Source organism: Thiohalocapsa sp. ML1 (assembly GCF_001469165.1).
Classification (GTDB): Bacteria; Pseudomonadota; Gammaproteobacteria; order Chromatiales; family Chromatiaceae; genus Thiohalocapsa.
The window spans coordinates 1-19,412 of the sequence record NZ_JABX01000057.1 but is presented as its reverse complement, the minus strand read 5'-3'; the positions used below and the strand labels follow the sequence as shown (position 1 = coordinate 19,412).

General features: G+C 65.9%; 18 protein-coding genes. 10 read left to right on the top strand and 8 right to left on the bottom strand.

Going from position 1 to position 19,412, the window contains the following annotated elements:
- Positions 1-119 precede the first annotated feature (119 nt).
- Positions 120-1,655 (top strand): fumarate hydratase, encoded by a 1,536-nt coding sequence (locus ML01_RS23805; protein ID WP_058557880.1) that lies wholly within the window; start codon positions 120-122, stop codon positions 1,653-1,655.
- 135 nt (positions 1,656-1,790) lie between these two features.
- Here the strand turns inward: ML01_RS23805 and ML01_RS23800 are convergent, their stop codons facing one another.
- From ML01_RS23800 to ML01_RS29790, 3 genes are read right to left on the bottom strand one after another with little or no spacing between them, the layout of a single operon-like run.
- Positions 1,791-3,602 carry a hypothetical protein gene (locus ML01_RS23800; RefSeq protein ID WP_058557879.1) on the bottom strand — a complete coding sequence of 604 codons (1,812 nt, stop codon included), beginning with the start codon at positions 3,600-3,602 and terminating at the stop codon, positions 1,791-1,793.
- Positions 3,599-4,714 (bottom strand): FAD-dependent monooxygenase, encoded by a 1,116-nt coding sequence (locus tag ML01_RS23795; RefSeq protein ID WP_058557878.1) that lies wholly within the window; start codon positions 4,712-4,714, stop codon positions 3,599-3,601. The genes ML01_RS23800 and ML01_RS23795 overlap by 4 nt, the downstream gene beginning before the upstream one ends.
- Entirely contained in the window at positions 4,711-6,414 is a 1,704-nt protein-coding gene (locus ML01_RS29790) for a LodA/GoxA family CTQ-dependent oxidase (RefSeq protein WP_058557877.1), read from the bottom strand. The genes ML01_RS23795 and ML01_RS29790 overlap by 4 nt, the downstream gene beginning before the upstream one ends.
- Before the next feature lie 285 nt (positions 6,415-6,699).
- Here ML01_RS29790 and ML01_RS23785 point away from each other — a divergent pair, with 285 nt between their 5' ends.
- The 4 genes from ML01_RS23785 to ML01_RS23770 all read left to right on the top strand — a co-directional run bounded on the left by ML01_RS23785 (position 6,700) and on the right by ML01_RS23770 (position 12,367).
- Entirely contained in the window at positions 6,700-9,501 is a 2,802-nt protein-coding gene (locus tag ML01_RS23785; protein WP_058557876.1) for an adenylate/guanylate cyclase domain-containing protein, read from the top strand.
- Positions 9,502-9,523: 22 nt separating this feature from the next.
- On the top strand, positions 9,524-11,002 hold the full coding sequence (locus ML01_RS23780; RefSeq protein WP_058557875.1) for a phosphatidylserine decarboxylase: 1,479 nt from the start codon (positions 9,524-9,526) through the stop codon (positions 11,000-11,002).
- A 404-nt stretch (positions 11,003-11,406) separates the two neighbouring features.
- Positions 11,407-11,793, top strand: a complete 387-nt coding sequence (locus ML01_RS23775) for a hypothetical protein (RefSeq protein ID WP_058557874.1) — start codon at positions 11,407-11,409, stop codon at positions 11,791-11,793.
- Positions 11,794-11,818: 25 nt separating this feature from the next.
- Positions 11,819-12,367, top strand: a complete 549-nt coding sequence (locus ML01_RS23770) for a GNAT family N-acetyltransferase (protein WP_058557873.1) — start codon at positions 11,819-11,821, stop codon at positions 12,365-12,367.
- A gap of 141 nt (positions 12,368-12,508) precedes the next feature.
- On the opposite strand, the gene ML01_RS27940 is transcribed toward ML01_RS23770, so the two are convergent.
- Both ML01_RS27940 and ML01_RS23765 read right to left on the bottom strand, forming a co-directional pair.
- The gene (locus tag ML01_RS27940; protein WP_216819261.1) at positions 12,509-12,943 is read right to left on the bottom strand and encodes a hypothetical protein; all 435 of its coding nucleotides are present in this window, start codon (positions 12,941-12,943) and stop codon (positions 12,509-12,511) included.
- A 12-nt stretch (positions 12,944-12,955) separates the two neighbouring features.
- On the bottom strand, positions 12,956-13,621 hold the full coding sequence (locus ML01_RS23765) for a hypothetical protein (protein WP_058557872.1): 666 nt from the start codon (positions 13,619-13,621) through the stop codon (positions 12,956-12,958).
- Between the two features lie 560 nt (positions 13,622-14,181).
- Here ML01_RS23765 and ML01_RS23760 point away from each other — a divergent pair.
- The 5 genes from ML01_RS23760 to ML01_RS23745 all read left to right on the top strand — a co-directional run bounded on the left by ML01_RS23760 (position 14,182) and on the right by ML01_RS23745 (position 16,008).
- Complete coding sequence (locus ML01_RS23760; RefSeq protein WP_058557871.1) at positions 14,182-14,424, top strand: DUF433 domain-containing protein; 243 nt, start codon at positions 14,182-14,184, stop codon at positions 14,422-14,424.
- The gene (locus tag ML01_RS31530) at positions 14,399-14,692 is read left to right on the top strand and encodes a type II toxin-antitoxin system HigB family toxin (protein WP_216819260.1); all 294 of its coding nucleotides are present in this window, start codon (positions 14,399-14,401) and stop codon (positions 14,690-14,692) included. The genes ML01_RS23760 and ML01_RS31530 overlap by 26 nt, the downstream gene beginning before the upstream one ends.
- Positions 14,643-15,002, top strand: coding sequence for a type II toxin-antitoxin system HigA family antitoxin (locus ML01_RS23755; RefSeq protein WP_058557890.1), 360 nt, complete (start codon positions 14,643-14,645; stop codon positions 15,000-15,002). The genes ML01_RS31530 and ML01_RS23755 overlap by 50 nt, the downstream gene beginning before the upstream one ends.
- Positions 15,003-15,323: 321 nt before the next feature.
- On the top strand, positions 15,324-15,689 hold the full coding sequence (locus ML01_RS23750) for a type II toxin-antitoxin system RelE/ParE family toxin (RefSeq protein WP_058557870.1): 366 nt from the start codon (positions 15,324-15,326) through the stop codon (positions 15,687-15,689).
- A complete protein-coding gene (locus ML01_RS23745) occupies positions 15,682-16,008 on the top strand; it encodes an XRE family transcriptional regulator (protein WP_058557869.1) in 327 nt (108 codons plus the stop codon). The genes ML01_RS23750 and ML01_RS23745 overlap by 8 nt, the downstream gene beginning before the upstream one ends.
- A 943-nt stretch (positions 16,009-16,951) precedes the next feature.
- Here the strand turns inward: ML01_RS23745 and ML01_RS31525 are convergent.
- The 3 genes from ML01_RS31525 to ML01_RS31130 form a co-directional block, all read right to left on the bottom strand.
- A complete protein-coding gene (locus tag ML01_RS31525; RefSeq protein ID WP_371258243.1) occupies positions 16,952-17,134 on the bottom strand; it encodes a DUF2442 domain-containing protein in 183 nt (60 codons plus the stop codon).
- Positions 17,135-17,386: 252 nt separating this feature from the next.
- Positions 17,387-19,063 carry a restriction endonuclease gene (locus ML01_RS23735; RefSeq protein ID WP_058557867.1) on the bottom strand — a complete coding sequence of 559 codons (1,677 nt, stop codon included), beginning with the start codon at positions 19,061-19,063 and terminating at the stop codon, positions 17,387-17,389.
- A gap of 162 nt (positions 19,064-19,225) precedes the next feature.
- The gene (locus ML01_RS31130) at positions 19,226-19,348 is read right to left on the bottom strand and encodes a hypothetical protein (RefSeq protein WP_256363668.1); all 123 of its coding nucleotides are present in this window, start codon (positions 19,346-19,348) and stop codon (positions 19,226-19,228) included.
- Positions 19,349-19,412: the final 64 nt, after the last annotated feature.

The following is a 19,412-nucleotide window of genomic DNA, read 5'->3' as shown; positions in this document are numbered from 1 at the left end:
AGGGCCGAGGGCCGAGGGCCGAGGGAGCCCACCTCGATCCTCAGCCCTCGGCCCTCGGCCCTACCCCTCAACGCCTCTATACTCCGGGTTTCGATTCGCCGAGCCTCGGGTAAGCAGCGATGACCACCGCCGCGAGCACCATCCGCCAGCAAGACCTGATCCAGAGCGTCGCCGACGCGCTGCAGTACATCAGCTACTACCACCCGCCGGACTACATCCGCGCCCTCGCCCGCGCCTACGCGGCCGAGGAATCCCCCGCCGCAAAGGACGCGATGGCGCAGATCCTGGTCAACTCGCGCATGTGCGCCGAGGGCCATCGGCCCATCTGCCAGGACACGGGCATGGTGGTGGCATTCTTCAAGGTCGGCATGGACGTCCGCTGGGACGCGGACATGAGCTTGCAGCAGATGGTCGACGCGGGCGTGCGCCGTGCCTACACCCATCCGGACAACGTGCTGCGCGCGTCCATGGTGGACCCGCCCATGGGTGCGCGGCAGAACACCGGTGACAACACGCCGGCCATCGTGCACGTGGAGCTGGTGCCCGGCCACACCCTGGACGTGCGCATCGCGGCCAAGGGCGGCGGCTCCGAGAACAAGGCGCGCTTCGCCGTGCTGAACCCGAGCGACAGCATCCAGGACTGGGTGCTCAAGACCGTGCCGACCCTGGGCGCCGGCTGGTGCCCGCCCGGCATGCTCGGCATCGGCATCGGCGGCTCCGCCGAGAAGGCCATGCTGCTGGCCAAGGAGGCGCTGATGGAGGACATCGACCTGCACGAGCTCAAGGCCCGCGGACCCGCCGACGCCATTGACGAGCTGCGCCTCGCGCTCTACGAGCAGGTCAACGCGCTCGGCATCGGCGCGCAGGGCTTGGGCGGGCTCACGACGGTGCTGGACGTGAAGATCAAGGCCTTCCCGACCCACGCCGCGTCCTTGCCGGTGGCCATCATCCCGAACTGCGCCGCGACCCGGCACATCCATTTCACGCTGGACGGCTCCGGCCCCGCCGTGCTGACGCCACCGAAGCTCGCCGACTGGCCGGCGCTGGACTACGACCCCACCGTCGGCGCCCGCCGCATCCGCCTGAACGGCCTTACCCGCGAGGACATCGCGGCCTGGCAGCCCGGCGAGCGGCTGCTGCTGTCCGGCAAGCTGCTCACCGGCCGCGACGCCGCGCACAAGCGCATCAAGGATCTCCTCGACCGCGGCGCGCCGCTGCCGGAGGGCGTCGACCTCACCAACCGCTTCATCTACTACGTCGGCCCCGTGGACCCGGTGCGCGATGAGGTCGTCGGCCCCGCCGGCCCCACCACGGCGACGCGCATGGACAAGTTCACGGATCAACTGCTGGGGCAAACCGGCCTCATCGGCATGATCGGCAAGGCCGAGCGCGGACCGGCCGCGGTGGCAGCCATCAAGCGCCATGGCGCCGTGTACCTCATGGCCGTCGGCGGCGCCGCCTATTTGGTCGCCAAGGCCATCAAGGCCTCGCGCCTCGTCGCCTTCGAGGATCTCGGCATGGAAGCCATCCGCGAGCTGGACATTGAGGACATGCCCGTCACCGTCGCCGTGGACAGCCGCGGCAGCTCGGTGCACGAGACCGGCCCGGCCGAGTGGCGCTCGCGGATCGGCAAGATCCCGGTGGTGGTCGCCTAGGGAAACGCCGAAGTATTTGGCGTTTTCCGCGGGGTGGGATGCCCGGCCATTGTCAGTGCCGTTAAGGCACTGAACATGGAGGAGCCGGGAGACCACGTCTTCCGGCTCCGTCCGATTCTTGGGCAGGATGTCCAATCAATCGGTGTCTCCCTCGTAGAGCCGGTTCCGCAGCTCGAAGGAGTAGGTGATGAAGTCCATGTCGTCGAAGCGCAGCCGCTGGCCCGCGTTCGGCTCGGCCTCGCTCAGCAGCCGGTAGGTGACGGAGCCTTCGCGATACCAGGTGACGCCGTTGCGCGAGAGCCTTGCCCAGTCGTCTTTGCTGTGCGGGATGGGCGCCGGGCCCGGTGCGGCGCCCGTGTTGGTGAAGACGACGCCCAAGTAGTCGCCCTGGCGGAGGCGGAAGCCGGCGTCGTCCGGCTGGATCGGCAGCCAGGTGTCGCCGCCCGCCGCGGGCTGCGGGGCGCCGACGAAGCGCACGTCGTACTCGATGCGGCTGCCGTCCCCGGGCACCCTGCGATAGACCACCGGCGCGGCGGTGATGCTGTCGGCGCCGGGCTTGGCGAAGAAGCGCCACTGGTGCAGCTCGCCGTCGGTGTTGGCGCGCATGCGGCTGTCCAGGATCCACAGCGCATGGCCCGGCGGTACGTCGTCTTGCTCCGGCCGGTCCACGACGATGGTCTGGTGCTGCTTAGGCGGCCTCGGCACGTCCGCGACCTCGCCGCGCGCGATGGCCGCGCGCCAGGTGGCGTCGGTGAGCATGAGCCGGTTGACCTCTGCGGCGGACGCGCCGAAGGCCTGCTCCCAGTTCGGAGCGAAGGCCGCCTGCCCGGCGTAGAAGTCGACATAGGGCGCGGCGAGGGGCGGCATCCAGTGCAGCTCTCGGTAGTCCGGCGTCTGGTTTACGTCGGAATCCACTGACCAGCAGTTGCGCTGCTCCGGCGCAAGGCCGGCATAGCGCGACGCGTTTTGGTTGAGCCCGAGCAGGTCCGGCGCCACGCGGTGGCATTGGGTGCAGGCGTTGTCGGTGGACGGGCTCAGGTGCCCGCCGCCGGCGCTCGTCACCAGCGCGTCGTTCCAGTCGGCAAAGAGCTGGCCCGGCTCGGCGCTCAAGAAATAGAACGGGCCCAGCGGGGCCGACGGCACCATGGCCTCGGCATCGGGCGCGTCGCTGATGCGTACCTGGTTGACCCAGGCGGTGTGGATGAACGGACCCGCGGCATGACAGCGCTGGCACTTGAACGCGCCGGCGATGGTGTCGAGAGGGGAATAAAACTCGCGCCCGCCGGCGCTGAACGGCGACACCAGGACGCGACTGTCCTTCGGGTGCTCAGGGTCGTAGAACTGGAGGTAGACGCTGGCGCCGGTGCGCGGATGATGGCCGATGACGGCCATGTCCGGCGAAGTCGGAAAGTCGTCGTCGGTGGGCGACTTGATCCAGTATTGGCGCACGGCAAAGGTCCACTGCACCTCGGGGTTGCTGCCGGGCATGCGCCCCACCACGGAGTACGGCGTCGACTGCCCGTCGCCGCCGTCGAAGCCCTCGACGTGCGTCGGCAGCATCATCGGCCGGTCGGAGCGCATGTCCTTCGCGTAGTGCGCCGGGGTCTTGCCGTTGACCGTCACCGGCACGAAGGCGCGCAGCACATCCTTTGGCGCTGCGAGCCGCCAGGTCTTGCCGTCGCGCTCAAAGACCTCGATGTCCGCGAAGACCCCGAGCGCGGCACGCACCTCGTCGGTGAATTGCTTGAACTCGGCATCGAGCTGGGTCTCGGTCTTGGTCTGGGGCTGCGCGCTGCTCGCCGGTGTATCGGCCGCGGGTGCGTCGTCGCGAGCACAGACGATCGCGGACGCGCCCGCGCCGGTGGCGCCCGGCATGGGCAGACCCGCATCGCCGTGCGCCGCGGCCGCCAGCAAGCACGCCGGGAAGAGCCAGAGCCACCGCATCATCGCAAACCTCCTGCCGCGGCCGGTGTGCCCGGCCGGTTGGATCGCCAGAACGGCGCCGCGGGCCAGCGCGACTCCGCCGCATAGAAAGCGCGTCGCCGGGAGCGATGCGCGCGGAACGCCTGGAGCTGCGCGTGCCGATGCGCCCGCAGCGCATCCTGATCGCCTTGGCGGGCGCGGAGCAGGGCCTCGGCGCCAGCATGGCCGTCGCACAGGGCCTTCGTGATGCCCCAGGACAACAGCGGGTCGTAGGCCGCCGCCGCATCCCCCACCGCGAGCAGGCCCGGCCCCGGCGCGTAGTCGAGCCACTGCCCCGCGGCGTCGACGACCTGCACGCGCCGCGGCTCCTCACCGCCCTGCACCAGCGGGGCGAGCAGCCGGCTCGCCGCGAGCCGCGCCCGCCACAGCGCTTGCGCGCCGCCGGCGTGGCGCTGCACGCAGGCCGCATCGGTGCAGAGCGCCGCAATCACGGCGCCGTTGGAGAACGGCACCGCGTACCACCAGCCGTCCGCGACGGACTCGACGTGCACGCGGCCCGTCTCGCCGACGGGCGCGCAGCCCTCGACCTTGCCGATGATGGCGACCATCCGGTCCAGCCGCCGGCGCTTGGCGCCGAGCCGCCGCGCCGCGCTCGCCTGGCGACCGCTCGCATCCACGACCAAGTCCACCGGCAAGCTCCACCGGCCCTCGGCCGAGCGCAGGGACGCGGCGCAGCCGGTGCCCGCGCGCGCAAGCCCGTCGAGCCGCGTGGCGAACAGCAGCGACGCGCCGCAGCCCTCGGCGTGCCGCGCCAGCGCCGCATCGAAGACCTCCCGGCGCAGGTTGAGCCCGTAGCCCGGCAGGCCCGAGAAATACTCTTTGTCAGTGACGCCGCCGTCGCCCCAGGCGGAGCGCACCCCGGGGCTCGGCTCGTGGCGCGGGTCGTCGATGAGCGCGGCGAGACCGAGCGCCGCCAGCGCCGTCAGGCCGGCCGGCGGCAGGTGCTCGCCGACCCGGCAGCGGCGCTCGCGCGGCGCCGCGTCGACCACCGTGACGCTGTCGCAGTCTGTGGCGAGCCGAGCCGCCGCGGCGAGCCCGGCGGGGCCGGCACCGACGACCAGCGCGCGCAGGCTCATGCGTCGCCGTCCGTGCCGAGATCGCCTTCGACCTCGACATAGCGGGCGCCGTTGTCCACGGCCACGACGAAGCCGAGCTGCCACCAATGGCGCACCATGGCGTTGTAGTCGGCGTCGTCGGCGCCGGCGCGCCAGGCCTCGGGCACCCATGGCGCGAGCGGCGTGCCGTCGCGGGTGACCTGATTGGGCCGCTGCACCGGCCACCAGGCGTCGTTGCAGTCCAGAAAGTCCGCCTGCCACGGCAGCGCGTTGCCGATGGTGAGATCGCCGGGCCGCGTGGAGGCGGCAAAGCGCAGCGGCGCGTCCGCGTACAGGGCCGGTGCGCGCAGGATGCGCCAGGACTCGATGCCCGGATAGAACGGCGTCCCGGCCGTGCCCGCCACCGCCGCCTGATCCAGCGCGGCGGGCTGCCGGGCGATGTCGAGCTGTTCCAGCGGCACGTAGGACGGCACGCCGTCCGCGCAGAAGTCGCCGTCGCGCCATTGCTTGAACGTCGCGTACTGCCGGCGCGTGAGCACGGCGATGTCGTAGTCGGCGTCGGCATCGCGGGTGATGTCGCCCGAGACCTCCGGCATGAAGTACTGGACGCTCGCCCGGTCGATGGGCTGCCGGTTGGGATCGCGGAGGCGCTGGAAGACGTTGTCGCGGAGCTTGTAGGCATCCGAGCTCGGCGCGGGGTCGGTGTCCATCAAGAGCTTCAGCTCCGCGGCCGACAGGTAGTCGCCGGGTCCGCCGTTGCCATGGCCGGCCGCGGCCCTGACGCTCACCCACGGCAACAGCGAGGCGACGCGCAGCACCGGGTAGATATCGCGCGCGAACGAGGGCCGCGGCGGCAGCGGCGCGCCGACCACATCGACCGCCACATCCAGCAGCGTCGTGATCCAGTCCATCGCGGGGCTGTAGCGCGGCGCCGCACAGATGACCCAGGCGCGCTCCGCGGGCTGATCCAGCGTCACCGCGGTGCCGTCCGCAAACCGAATGCGCGCCGTCACCCAGCCGTCGGCGGTGTTGTCGTACCAGGCGTTGTTGTTACCCCAGTCCGTGAGCTTGGGCAGCGGCGAGAAGTGCCCGTGCCGGTCGAGCCCCTCGGAGGTGCCGTCGCCGGCAAACACCAGGAGCCGCCCGCTCGCCGGCTCCACCCGCAGCGACCCGAGCACGACACCCTTGCGGACGCCGCAAAAGCCGATGCTGCCGTCGAGCTCCGCCGCCGGCACCGCGGCGCCGACGCTGCGCGGGCCGGGGTCGATGCAGAGCCCGTCGCGCGCCGCGGTATCCGCATTGCGGGTGGTCGCGGGCCAGTAGCTCGGGTCGGCGCCGTCGGGCGGTGACGCGTCGAGCCCCCAGGGCGCGGGCGGGATCGCCGCGGGCCGCGCCACGGACCCGGGCGCAGCGGCGGTGTCGAGCGCCGCCTTGCGATTCGCGACATGGACGGTCCAGTCGATGGCCGCGACATCCGCGCACGCCAGCGTGATTTCGCGCACGGCGACGCCGTCGCGGTACTCGTAGATTCGAAACCGCTGCGCCTGCTTCTTAATCCTGCCGCCACGCTTATACGGCTTGCCCGCGTTGGGCACCTCGCACGGGGCCTCGGCGCCGAAGTAAAAGGTCTCGGGGTCCGACAGGTCGGGCGTCAGGTTGCCAAGGCGGGCGATGCCCAGGGCAGGATGAATGGCGTAGGCCGTGCCAGCAGCAGCGCGCATGCGGATCTCCGTCGGTGGTGTTGATCGGCAGGGTCGGGCTTCGCCCATCGGGGCAGCGCCGCCGAGCCCCGCCCAAAATCGCGGCCGGAGACCGGACACGGCCCGACGCGTGACGGGGAATCATGGACAGAAAGTCGATGACTCAGAGCGCGAGTCAGGTATTCTCACGCCGCGAGCCATGAGGTCAACTGTTTCCGCCACGCAATAGTCGGCAATAATCCACACGCCATGGCGGTCATAATCCCTTTTCGTCAACAACCTCCTGATCCCGCGTCCGGGAGACAAGTGGCAGCCAACCACCACACCGACAATGGGGATCCGGACAACGCACAGGACGGGCTCACAAAGGACCTCTGCGCCATCCTGGCCGCGGACGCCGCCGGCTACACTCGGCTTATGGCGGCGGATGAGCTGGCCACCATCGCCGCCCTGGAGCGCGCGCGGGCGCTATTCCGTCGCGAGATCGAGGCGCGCGGCGGCCGCGTCATCGACATGGCGGGCGACTCCGTGCTGGCCGTGTTCGGCGCCGCCACCCCGGCCGTCGAGGCGGCCGTCGGCGTGCAACAGTTGGTGCTTGAGCAAGCCGCCGTCGAGCCCGCGGAGCGCCGGCTCCTGTTCCGCATCGGCGTGCACTTAGGCGACATCATCCTCAAGTCCGACGGAACGGTATACGGCGACGGCGTGAACGTCGCCGCGCGCCTGCAGAGCATCGCACCGCCCGGCGGCGTTGCCGTCTCGCACCTGATACCGGCCACGATCGGCTCCACCTATGCCGGGCGCTTCCGCGACCTGGGCGAGCGGGCGCTGAAGGGCTTCGCCCGCCCCATGCATGTGCTGCTGGTGCACGACGAGGGCATCGTCAGCGACATCCCGGCGCGCGACATCCCGGCGACGGCACCCGCCCCGCCCGGCAATCTCCCGCTCCAGTCCACCAGCATCCTCGGCCGCGAAGGCGCCGTCGCTGAGCTGACGGATCTGCTGCGCAAGGCCCGCCTGGTGACCCTGCTCGGCATGGGCGGCCTCGGCAAGACGCGACTCGCCATCGAGACGGCAGCGCGCGCCGCCGCCGGCTACCCGGACGGCGCCTGGTTCGTTGACCTCGCCGCGGTCACCGACGCCGAGGCGGTGGCGCCCGCGGTCGCCGGCGTCTTCGGCGTGGCGGGCCAGGCCGGCAAGTCCGTCACCGAGTCCGTGGTCGATGCGCTGCGCGCCCGACGCCTGCTCATCGTGCTCGACAACTGCGAGCACGTGACCCGCGCCGCCGCCGCCGTCGCGCACGCGATCCTCGGCGCCTGCCCGCGGGTGACGGTGTTGGCGACCTCGCGCGAGCTGCTGCGCATCGTCGGCGAGCAGGTCTGGCCCATCGCCCCGCTCGCCTTCGACGGCGACACGGCGCCGGCGGTGCAGCTCTTTGCCGAGCGCGCGCGGGCCGTTGCACCCGATTTCGTGCTCGGCGAGCAGGGCGATGTGGTGGCCCGGCTCTGCCAGGCGCTCGACGGCATTCCGCTCGCCATCGAGCTGGCCGCGGCGCGGGTGCGCGCCATGAGCCCGGCGCAGATCCTAGAGCGCATCAGCCATCGCTTTCGGCTCTTGACCGGCGGTGCGCGCGGCACGCCCAACGAGCGCCACCAGACGCTGCGCAACGCGGTGCAGTGGTCGTTCGACTTTCTCACCCCCGCGGAACAGGCGGTCGTGACCCGGGCGGCGCTGTTCGCGGGCGGCTTCAGCCTCGAGGCCGCCGAAGAGGTCTGCGCCGATGCGGATGTGGATGCCATTGATGTCTGCGACCTGCTGAGTGCGCTTGTCAACAAGTCGCTGCTGCACGTGGAGCGTCGGCACGGCGACGTGCGTTTCGCGATGCTCGAGACCATCCGCGGCTTCTGCCTGGGCAAGCTTGAGGCGGCCGGCGAGCTCGGCGCCCTCCGGCGGCGGCATGCCGCCTTCTTCGCCCGGCAGTCGGACCTGTACTTCGACCTCTGGCGCAGCCCGCGGGAGGGCGAGGCCTACGCGTGGCTCGACCTCGAAATCAATAACCTGCGCGACGCCTTCCGCTGGTGCTGCGAGAACGGCGACATCGACAGCGCCGCCCGCATCGCCTCGGATGTGGGCGACATGGGGCGCTTCCGGCTGCGCGAGGAGGCCGCGCACTGGGCCGAGCAGATCGTCGCGCAGGCCAGGCAGGTACGCCATCCGCGCCTGGCCGTCCTGCTCACCTGGTGCGCGAGCAGCGCCTGGGCCTTCGGGCGCTTCGACGAGGCCCGGCGCTTTGGCGAGGAGGCCCTCGCGCTGCGCGATGACCCGGCCTTCGATCCCTTCATCTGGGCCTACGGCGATCTCGCCTTCGTTGCCCTCTTCGACGGCGATGTGCAGGGCGCACTCGATCTGCTGCGCGCCGGCGCCGAGCACCCCACCGACCGTCGCGACCGCTTCATGCTGGCCTTCTACCTGTACATCCTGGCGACCGCCGGATTCGCCGAGCAGGCCGCGCGGCTTGCGGACGCGGCCGTGCCCAAGGTCGATGCCGCGGGCGTGCCCATGTCCATCGCCGTCGCCCACGGCGCCAAGGGCGCCGCGCTGGAGGCCACGGACCCCACCGCTGCCCTGGCCGCTTACGAGCACGCCATCGCGGTCGCCCGCCAGGCCGGCACGCGCTTCATGGAGGCCCTCATCGCCCCGCGCGTGGCGGCTCTGCATGCCCGCACCGGCGAGCCCATGGCGGCGCTGCGGGGCTTCGAGCGCATGTTGGCCTCGTTCGGCGAGGCAACGGACATCGCCTCCGTGTCCGCGTGGCGCGCGAGCCTGGTGGTACTGCTCGCGAAGCTCGGCCGCTACGAGGCCAGCGCCACGCTGAACGGCACCTTCGCCCATCGCATCGACGCCTCCGGCGTCGTCCCCGAGCTGCCGCACGCGGTGGCGCGCACGCGCGCGGCGCTCGGCGAGGACGCCTTTGCCGCGGCGACGGCCCGCGGCGCCGCGAAGTCGCTGCGCGAGGCGTCCGACTTCGCCATCGAGCAGATTCGGCTCGCGCTCGACGAGCTTGCCGCGGGGCCCGACGCCGGCGACGACGCAGCACCCGATCCGCAATGACCGACGCAGAGGACACGACGACATGACCAAGCTTGGGAGACCGAGCGGCGGGCGCCTGCGCAGCAGGCTCGCCTCCGTCCGACAGAGCGTTGCGCTCCAACAGCAGGACGCCCCGTCGCCGCTCGCGTCGGCCGCGCTCTCGGCGTCGCCGCCCTTTCTGCATGACCTCCCGGGTCCGGACCAGACCTACGCGCCCAAGCAGCCCATCACGCAACAGCTTAAGCAGCTCATCGACGACAACGGCTATGCGGAGGCCTTTCAGCGCGCCATTACTGCCGTCAGCGCGCAGCATGTGCCGGAGCTTGCGCGCATCCAGACGCTGTTTCAGTTCTACTTCTACGTGGACGCGCTGGTGACCTGGACGCCGGAGCTGCGGCTGTGGGAATGGGAAGGCGATGTCTACCACGAGCGCACCGACTACCTGCGCATCACGCAGTTCTACTACTACTTCAACCAGCCCACGCTGGAGGCGCTGCAGAGCCCCGTCGACCCCGTGAGCGGCGCCGAGCTGACACTGGTGTCGCGCTGGCTGCGCGACTGCGCCGTGTCCTGGGGCGCGTATCTCGACACGCCCGAGTCCGCCACGCGCCTGGCAAGCTATAAGTTCGGCCCGGAGTACGCGTGGCAGGACTATGCCGGCTGGCCCTACGCGACCTTCAATCATTGGTTCTCGCGGACCTTCAGAGACATCGACCGCCAGCGCCCGGTGGCGCAGCCGGACGACCCGCGCGTGATCGCCTACCCGGCCGAGTCCACCTTCGTCGGCCAGTGGGCCATCGGCACCCCCGTGCCCGAGGGCGAGCCGATGCCGGCCCCCGCGTCCATCACGGTCAAGCATGTGGAGTGGCCGATCCCGGAGTTGCTCAGCGACTCGCGCTATGCCGCCGACTTCGAGGGCGGCATCCTTGCCCATAGCTTTTTGAACGTCTACGACTACCACCGCCAGCACGCACCCGCCTCCGGCCGCATCCTGGAGGCGAAGTTCATTCCGGGCCAGGTCTACCTGGAGGTCGATCTCAAGCTCCTGGACCAGGAGCAGCGCCAGAGCGAGAGCAGCGCGCTGGCCAACGCCCTCATCCCGCCCCGCTACCTCGACGCCGCCGACAACACCGGCTACCAGTTTGTGCAGTGCCGCGGGCTCATGGTGCTGGAGACGGCCGTCGGCAAGATCGCCGTGCTGCCCATGGGCATGGCGCAGGTGTCATCGGTGGTGTTCGTGGAACCCGGCACCGAGGCGCTGATCCAGCTCTCCGAGGCGGACAAGCAACACCTCGACTACGACCAGCAGGTGCAGAAGATCAACGACATGCTCGCCGCAAAGCTGGTCGGGCGGACCATCAAGAAGGGCGACATGATCTCGACCTTCCTGTTCGGCGGCTCGGACATCGTCATGGTCTTCGAGCGCCGCTCCAACGTGAACATCACCTCCAGCATCGGCGTGCATTATCCGGTGCGCAGCCAGTACGCCTACGCGAACATCGCCGAGCTGTTGGCGTACTAGCTTGCTTGGCGGCGCCGAATGCTTGCCGATGAGTCAAGTTTCGCGGCGACGCGGCGCGCTTGCAGGCAAAAGGGCCGAGGGCCGAGGGCCAAGGGCCAAGGGAGCCCTCCTCGGCCCTTGGCCCTTTGTTCACCTGCGCCGACGACCGGGGAGCGCAAGAAAGTGCTCCGTGCCCTGGATGGTCTGAGGCTCTGCCTCCCTAGCTTGCTTGGCGGCGCCGCATGCGTGCAGATGAGTCAAGCTCCGACTGGGCGTCGGACTGGCGAGGCGCGTCGGGATCGATATCGAAATCGAAATCGAATGGAATGCCAACCGATCCCGATCCCGATCCCGATCCCGATAGCGATGAGCGCGACTCGTCGGTCTGAGGCTTTGCCTCCCTAGGTGCTCTAAGGACCCGTTCGATGCATGCTGTTCAGGATGGTCGTTGGACTTGGGCGCCGCTCGCTTCGGGCCTGCTCGGGCTGCTGCTGGGGCTCACCGCCTGCGGCCCGCAAATCGTCTACGACCTGACGCCGCCGGAGACGCCGGAGGGCCGCGTCTGCACGGTGCAGTGCCAATCGAGCGCCGCACTTTGCCGGCAGATGCAGCAGAACGCGGAGCAGCAATGCCAGAACAACTACGCGCTGATGCAGCAGAACTACCAGGCCTGTCGCGACAGCGGCTCGAAGCATTGCGTGATGCCGCCCTACTGCACGAGCCTGTCCACGAGCGTCTGTGACCAGAGCTTCCGCGAGTGCTTTGCGGCCTGCGGCGGCACCGTGACGACGCGCGTCATCGAGCGGAAGTAACCCGCCCCACCGACCCGGAGCAGCCGTGATCGCCATCGACGACCTTCAGCCCGAAGACGCCCCGGCCCTCGCCCCGCTCTTGCTCGCCGCCTTCGGCCCTGCCGAAGGACCGGAGATCGTGGTGCTGACCGACGCGCTGATGAGCGACCCCAGCGCCGAGCCCCGGCACGCCCTCGCGGCACGCGACGGCGGGCAGCTCGTCGGCATGGTGATCCTCAGCCATGCGCGCCTCGAAGGCGCCGGCGCACCGGCCACGGCCAGCCTACTCGCGCCCCTGGCCGTCACGCCCGAGCGGCACGCCCAAGGCATCGGCAGCCGGCTGGTGCGGGCCGGGTTGCAGCGCCTTACGGACGCCGGCGTGCCGCTGGTGTTTACCTTCGGCGACCCGGCCTACTACGGCCGCTTCGGCTTCGAGCCGGCCATGCCGCGCGGCTTGCAGGCGCCCCACCCGATCCAGGACGAGCATCGGGATGCGTGGGTCGTGCACGCGCTCGCGCCGGACGCCCTGGCCAGCGCCGCCGGTAAGCTGGCCTGTGCCGAGTCGATCAGGGATCCGCGCTATTGGCGGGTCTGACCCGGCGACTTCTGCACGGCATTGCTGCCACGGCCGGCGTGGGCGCGGGAGCGCCCGAAGATGCGTGACACCGCTGGAGCGGTGTCACGAGACGTGGCAAGCCGCGCTGTCCCCGATCTGCTTGCGATTTTCTGGTTGGCATTATTTCGTTTGCTCGACCCAGTACGCACCTCTTCCTTCTGGATGCACGGCAATGAGCCATGATGTCGACTCTCTTGCGTAGGTCAGGAATTCGAACCCTTCATTTTGTTTTTGTCTTTGCGAGCTTCCGCTTTCTGGATTGATGTTGATCACCTCTGCGCCATTGGCGATAAAATAATCCCAATCGGCGGGAGAAAAACTGAATGAGCCTTCGCCAAGGTTGAGATCAAGATCATTCTTCTCGACAATATCTGTTGTGCTGGGCGGCAAGATAGGGGGCAACCAGCCACGCTCGAAGGCGCCGGCACTCTGCGCCTGCTGAAAGTCAGCAAACCTGGTCGTAACCGTATCGTTGCATCCGGCCAAGGCACAGGAGATCAATATGACGACAAAGAGACGCAACAGGTACGAGCTAATTAGGGCCATCGCGTTCAACTGCGTCGTTTTTTAATCAAGCTCATTGGCAGCCATGCGGAGTCTACCGCCCTCAATGCTGGGGTGCAATTGGGGGACGTAGCCGTGGGCGAGCATGCGGGTTAAGGACAGCGGCGTCAGCACGAGCACTCTGGTCTGAGGGTCCGCGTTGACTGGGCTGCCATAGCCGCCGGGCAGCCAGGGATGCAGATACCCGCGTCTGACCAGTAAGGGCTCAGCGTCCTGTGCCAACGCAACGACGACTCCGTCCGGCAGGCCTCCGAGCACCGCAGACCACGTCCGCTTTCGGCCATTGGCATCGACACGCTCGGCGTGCAACTGTCGGTCAATGGCATTGATCGACCCATCGGTTCGGCCTGCCAACTGCGGATTCGCAGCGGTCCATAGCTCCTTGAAGGTGCCGTAGGCCTCGCGCCTGCACGTCGCGCACGGACGATGTCCGGCAGCCAATGCAGTGGCCTCGTCAAGAAAGAATAGCTCCGTGTAATTCCCTGGCGCCATCAGCTCGCGTCGACGACCCTTGAAGTCGAGCAGACAAGTGACCCACGGAAGACGTGCCCAGGCTCGGACGACGTGACGCTGTTGATCATGAAGGCAGCCCCGATTGCCCATGAAGAGCCCGCGTTCCGGCACGGCGACGAGCGCGCCCCAAGGGGTAACTCGATTCTGTAAAGGCATGTTGTAGGCACCAATATGTTGGCCTTAACCATCACTCCGACCAGCGTCAGGGTGGTCCGCGGAGCAGACCCTACGGACCTCGGGGGTTCGCCTCGGTGGAGGTGGCCGGCGGGAGTCGCCGGCGAGACGCCGACGCTCCCGGTCCTAGCCCCTAGCCCCTCACTTCCGCAACCAGGCGTCCACCGCTAATCTAGCGAGGCAGAGCCTCAGACCGACCAGGGCACGGCGCCTCGTCTTGCGCAGCCCGCTCGTCGGCGCATTGGGCCAAGGGCCAAGGGCCGAGGCGGGCTCCCTCGGCCCTTGGCCCTCGGCCCTTTTGCCTGCAAGCGCCGTGTTGTCGTGAAACTTGACACATCTGCAAGCATTCGGCGCCGTCAAGCAATCTAGTGGTATATGGATGCTCGCCGGCCGGCTCATCCGGTGGCGGATCGATATCGCCGGGGGTGTGCCCATGACGCGGAGCGGGTCAGCACAACCCCTTCGACGGGAAGACGTGTAGATACCACGCTGGCTGGCTAGACTGGAGCCTGTTACCCGCACGACCACCAACGAGCTATGCCATGGCCGACTGGCACGACCGCATCACCGTAGACCCCGACATCCTTGTCGGCAAGCCTATCATCCGCGGCACCCGCATCTCCGTGGAGTTGGTGATGGACCGCTTGGGCGACGGCTGGACGATGGAGCAGATCCTCGATTCGTACCCTCGGCTTACGCGCGACGACGCGCTGGCCGCCGTCCGCTTCGTCACCGAGATCTTCCGGGAGGAGGACTTCGTTGCGATCAGTAAGGCCAGCGCATGAGGCCGCGGTTGCTGCTGAAACCCCGGCCCGTGTCAAGGCGCAGTTTCGCAATGCGAGCATTCTCGGTAACCGTCGCGTCGTCTTCAGCATCAAGGGCAACAGTTACCGGCTGATTACGGCCATCGCGTACACACCGGCGTCGTTCTCATCAAATTCTTTGGCACGCACGCGGAGTACGACCGCGTCGACGCCGAGCACATCGAGTGGAGGTGAGCATCGTGGACATTCGGCCGATCCGAACCGAGACCGATTACGAGGCAGTCCTTGACGAAATCACCGCGCTGATGCGCGATGATCCGTTCCCCGGCACATCGGCCGGTGACCGCTTGGACTTGCTGGCAACGTTGGTCCAGGCCTATGAGGCGAAGCAGCACCCTATCCTCCCGCCGGACCCCATCGATGCGATCCGCTTCACGATGGAGCAACAGGGCCTCAGCGTCGCCGACATGCGGCCCTACATCGGCCCCCCACATCGCGTCTATGAGGTTCTGTCCGGCAAGCGCGGCCTGAGCCTGGCCATGATCCGCAGGCTGCACAAGGGCCTCGGCATTCCGGCCGAACGCCTCATTGGCGCCTGATGTCGTCGCGCGTGACGACGCTTCCCATCGCATGGGGCCAGATCTCACACGTAACGCCGGCAAACCGCCGGACCAAATGTGCATGTGTAATGGTAAACCCTACGCACCTTTGTGACGCCACGCACCTTTGCTCCAAGTCCGCAAAAAAGTCGGACGGCGCGCGCGCCGGCGAAGAGGTTCTCTCAGCCGACGCGCTTCGGTACCCCGGGATTCTCCATCCGCGAGGCGGCCGATCCGCCGTGGGCCAGCACAGCCCGCCGACGGCCCGCGCGGCCCAGTATTCCGTTGACGGCATATCCCTCGGGAGATACATTTCCCGCCATGATTTGGGATGTCGAGTACACCGATGAGCTAGGCGGCTGGTGGACTGCCCTGTCCGAAGAGGAGCAAGAGTCAGTGGCCGCATCCGTGCGCCTTCTGGAAGTGCGCGGACCGACGCTGGGATTCCCGCACAGCAGCAAGGTCTTCGGCTCAAAGCACACGCATATGCGCGAGTTGAGGGTCCAGCACGATGGGCGGCCATTGCGCGTACTCTATGCATTCGACCCTCGCCGGTGCGCCATATTGCTGATCGGCGGCGACAAGAGGGGCGATGACCGTTGGTATGACGTGAACGTCCCCGTCGCCGACCGACTCTACGACCAACACTTGGCACAACTTCGAGAGGAAGGGTTGATCGATGGCTAAGAAATTTGAGGCGTTACGAGCGCAGATGTCGCCGGAGTCGCAGGCACGCATCGAGGCCAAGGCGCAGACCATGCTCGCTGAGATGCCACTGAACGAGCTACGCCAAGCGCGAGGGTTGTCTCAAAAGATGTTGGCCGAGGTGCTGCATGTTCAGCAGCCTGCCATCGCCAAGATGGAGAAGCGCACCGATATGTACATCTCCACACTGCGCAGCCACATCGAGGCGATGGGTGGTCAGTTGGACGTGGTAGCGCGCTTCCCGGATGGCACCGTCAAGATCAGCAACTTTTCCGATCTTGGCGGCACGGTCGCCCCGTAACAAGCGCGCGCGGTAAAGCGGATTCTGGCAGAGCATCGTACGGGGCCGGGTCTCACACGCGACGCCGGAAAGCCGCCGGCCGCCCCCTGTGCGATGTGAGACCTGGCCCTAAGCCCTCCGTTTACTTATTTCCACGTCAACCGCTGAGAGCGACGCAAGTGAAGAACGATCTTGGATCTGCCGAGTCTACCATCTGGCTAGTCGGGGATTCGCAACCAGTTCGCTGGCGAGAGAAGCTTGATCAGCCACTGGATCCGCGACATCCTACTAGGCATTCCATATGGACCCCGATCGAAAACCATATCCAGGAATCGGTATTCGCAAGCAGCAAGAGCAGAGTAAACGTCGGTACGTTTTTTCTGACCAACGCAATTGACGACCCAGGCTTCAAACCGAAGCGACAAGAAGACTGGGACAAACTGAGCAGCAGAATCGACTTCTTCCGTGGTCTCATTGCTGATCATCGGCCTCGGATGATTCTCACTTTTGGCTCTTTTGCCTTTGAACTACTGCGCCGCGCAAGGACGGAAGCACCGAGAAGTGTTGCATACTGGACATGCGATAGATTAGGCGAGGATTTTCGGAGAGGCGCAGCGGCTTGGAAAAATGATTCTCCAAACCTATTGCCGCTTCTTCATGCAACAATCGCACGGGGGAGGTTTCTGGATGCCCATAGGTTATTCTGCGGATGCGGCCAGACCAATCCCAATTATTTCTCGTATGTAGGCCATGCGCTTGCGAACATCCTGTCCACTGAATTCCGTGACATGCCAATATGGTGCTAACGCCCACACGCGAAATCAGAAGTTCCGGAGTTCCGGCCACACGTTGCTGGTCTCCTCGGCAGCCGCGAGTAACGAATTAAGTCCACTGCCGCGAAAGGGCTCCTCGGTATCCCGCGGGGCTCTGAATCGCTGATCGGAAGCCTTTGTAATCAGCGCGCCTAAGCAACTTGACGCTCTTCAGAATAGGCAAGCATGCTTTCGATGCTTAGATGGCAATCCAAGTCCGGCCATTCGATTCCCGTGCCGCGGCAAATGAAAGAGTAATTACCGACTTGGCGGAGTGTGGCCGTCTGCAGATCGGGGTACCAATGAATCGGCGCGGAAATGACTCTGCCATCCATCAGCTCGACGTGGAGATGGCGATCATCGAAGTGGAGGGCCTTGCCTGTTGCACTGCCAATCATCCCAGCGTTCCCCAGAGTCGTTCCTGTGGTTTAACGATCGCCAATGCCTTCTTCTGGCTTCATGTGATGGACCGTGACGGCAAAGGCATGCAGCTCGCGTAGTCTTCCCATTTGGGAACGCTCACGTGTTTTCGCGCCGAATCCCCAAGGAGTTAGCCGGGGGCCATGGGGTCGCAGCGGAGTCGCTTGTTACATCCTGTCAGCCAAGATCTTCTTCGCCTCCTTTAGATCAATTCTAGCCTTGTGCCCGTGCTTCTCTAATAAGTGCAAGAGATTGGCGCCGTTCAGAAGGGGAAGGGTTAAGGGCTTTCCTTTAGCAAACTCGTATGCGTCAGGCCCGAAATTAGCGGTGGTCACGAGAATTCCCTTTGTTGCTCCCTCGTTGACGGTTGTACCAAACAAGTCTCTTACGGCGGACACTCCTACGACATTAGTGTAGCGCTTAGCTTGAATTACAATCTTGCCCCCTCTTATCGGATCAGGGTCAAAGGCTATTGCGTCGACACCGCCGTCTCTACTTGCTTGCGTGATCTTCACTTCTCCCCCAGAGCTGGCAAACTCCTTCTCGAACATCTCTCGAATAAAATTCTCGAAGTCCTGCCAGTCCATTGCTGCAAGATTATCCTCTTCCAGAATTGCATCCGCTACACCATATGCTGAAACAAATCGCTTATCTTCTTTCGACAGAGCAAGGATCGGCGCGACCGGAGAAAGCCCATGAAGCTTACTGCTGCCGACTCCCTTCAATTGCTTAAAGCAGGCTTTTGGATCAACGGCTGCCAGGTTGATTTTCAGAAACTCCGGCTTTGATACCTGCAGAGATAAAATGCATGCGTTGACTTCCTGCCCTGTTGCCTTCTCAACAGAATTAACCCATCCATTGAAGACTACCGAAGCAAGAGCATCAGTAACGTCTGCTTCGTACAGTTCGTGGATAGTTCTTATTGAAATCTGGTAGAGAAGGCTATCGTATAAAGCGGCGACTGCGGCGCCGGAAAGATGCGTTTCGGAATAGGAATCGCGCGCCGCAACGTACTTCACTGACTTTAGGGTCGGCAACTGGTCGATATTGGGCAGCGAATAGTCCAATATCAAGACTCTTGTGTCAGGTAGATATTCGAGATCCCATTCCCGGGGAAAAAACTCAGGATAAACGGAGTTGGATAGAACCATTTCGCAGTAGTCCGAAATGGCGTCCGGGCTTCCGTCAAGGTAAAGCTGTCTCTGTGCCAAAACTTTGTCGTTACTGAGTTTTTGCTTTTCTTCGTACTGTCGCCTAAGCGCGCGCCACGCCGAAAGAGCTTTTGCGTAAGCCTCTGCCTTGCGTTTGGTATCCCGCTCAATATCACGCTTTTGCTGCTCCCAATAGCTTCGGTCGCGTCTGAAAAGCCGCTCAGCTTCTTCCTCCTTTTTTCGTCGGATACTCGGCAAAAGTTTGCCTATCAGGCCAATAGGTACTTGATATGATTCATCACCTTGCTGAGGCTCACGAGGAATGGATGCGGCTTGGGGTTCGACTGGTCGGCGCGTGGGAAAGGGTGTTCTATCCAGCAAGGCGCTCCAATCGATTGCGTCATTGACGGTCAGCGTGCGGGCTAAGGTGTTTTCAAGACTTTGGCGAACCCCTTCTGCCTCCTCGGTTTTCTGGATTGCTAATTGTCTTTTTTCCTCCTTGGATTGCATTGCGCTCTCTCGCTCCTGGCGGTTTTTTTCAGCCTCCACTTTCTTTTCCCACATCTCATTCCAAGCACGCTCTTGAGCTGCGGCCTTTTGCTGGACAATATCTCGGTCCGTTCCTCGAATGTGGCGATATTTGTTGAGGCCAATGTGCTTGACTTCGATTTCGTAGACAGCTCGATCAGCCATGCTGGAAGTTCCGTTCTGCTTGGTGCTTGCAAGGATCTAACGCTTAACGGACACATACCGGAACATCAGACTTCCGCAACGTGCCGCCTCCGAGTCAGTCCGCGAACGACCGAGTTGCCTCGACACACCGGTCGATGCCCACCCTGCCCTTAGTACAGGAAGCTAGCCCATCTGTGCGCCCGCGACAACCGTCAGGCGGCGGATCGGCGCCTTTCGCCGCAGGTTGCTGACGCCGGTCAAGAATCCGCGTGTATGCGCCTGATAGGCCAGCTCATCCAAGGACATATTCCACGTCCTTCAGGGTATTCGGGCCGAGATAAGGGCTCAGGCTGTTCGGCGTGACGATCTC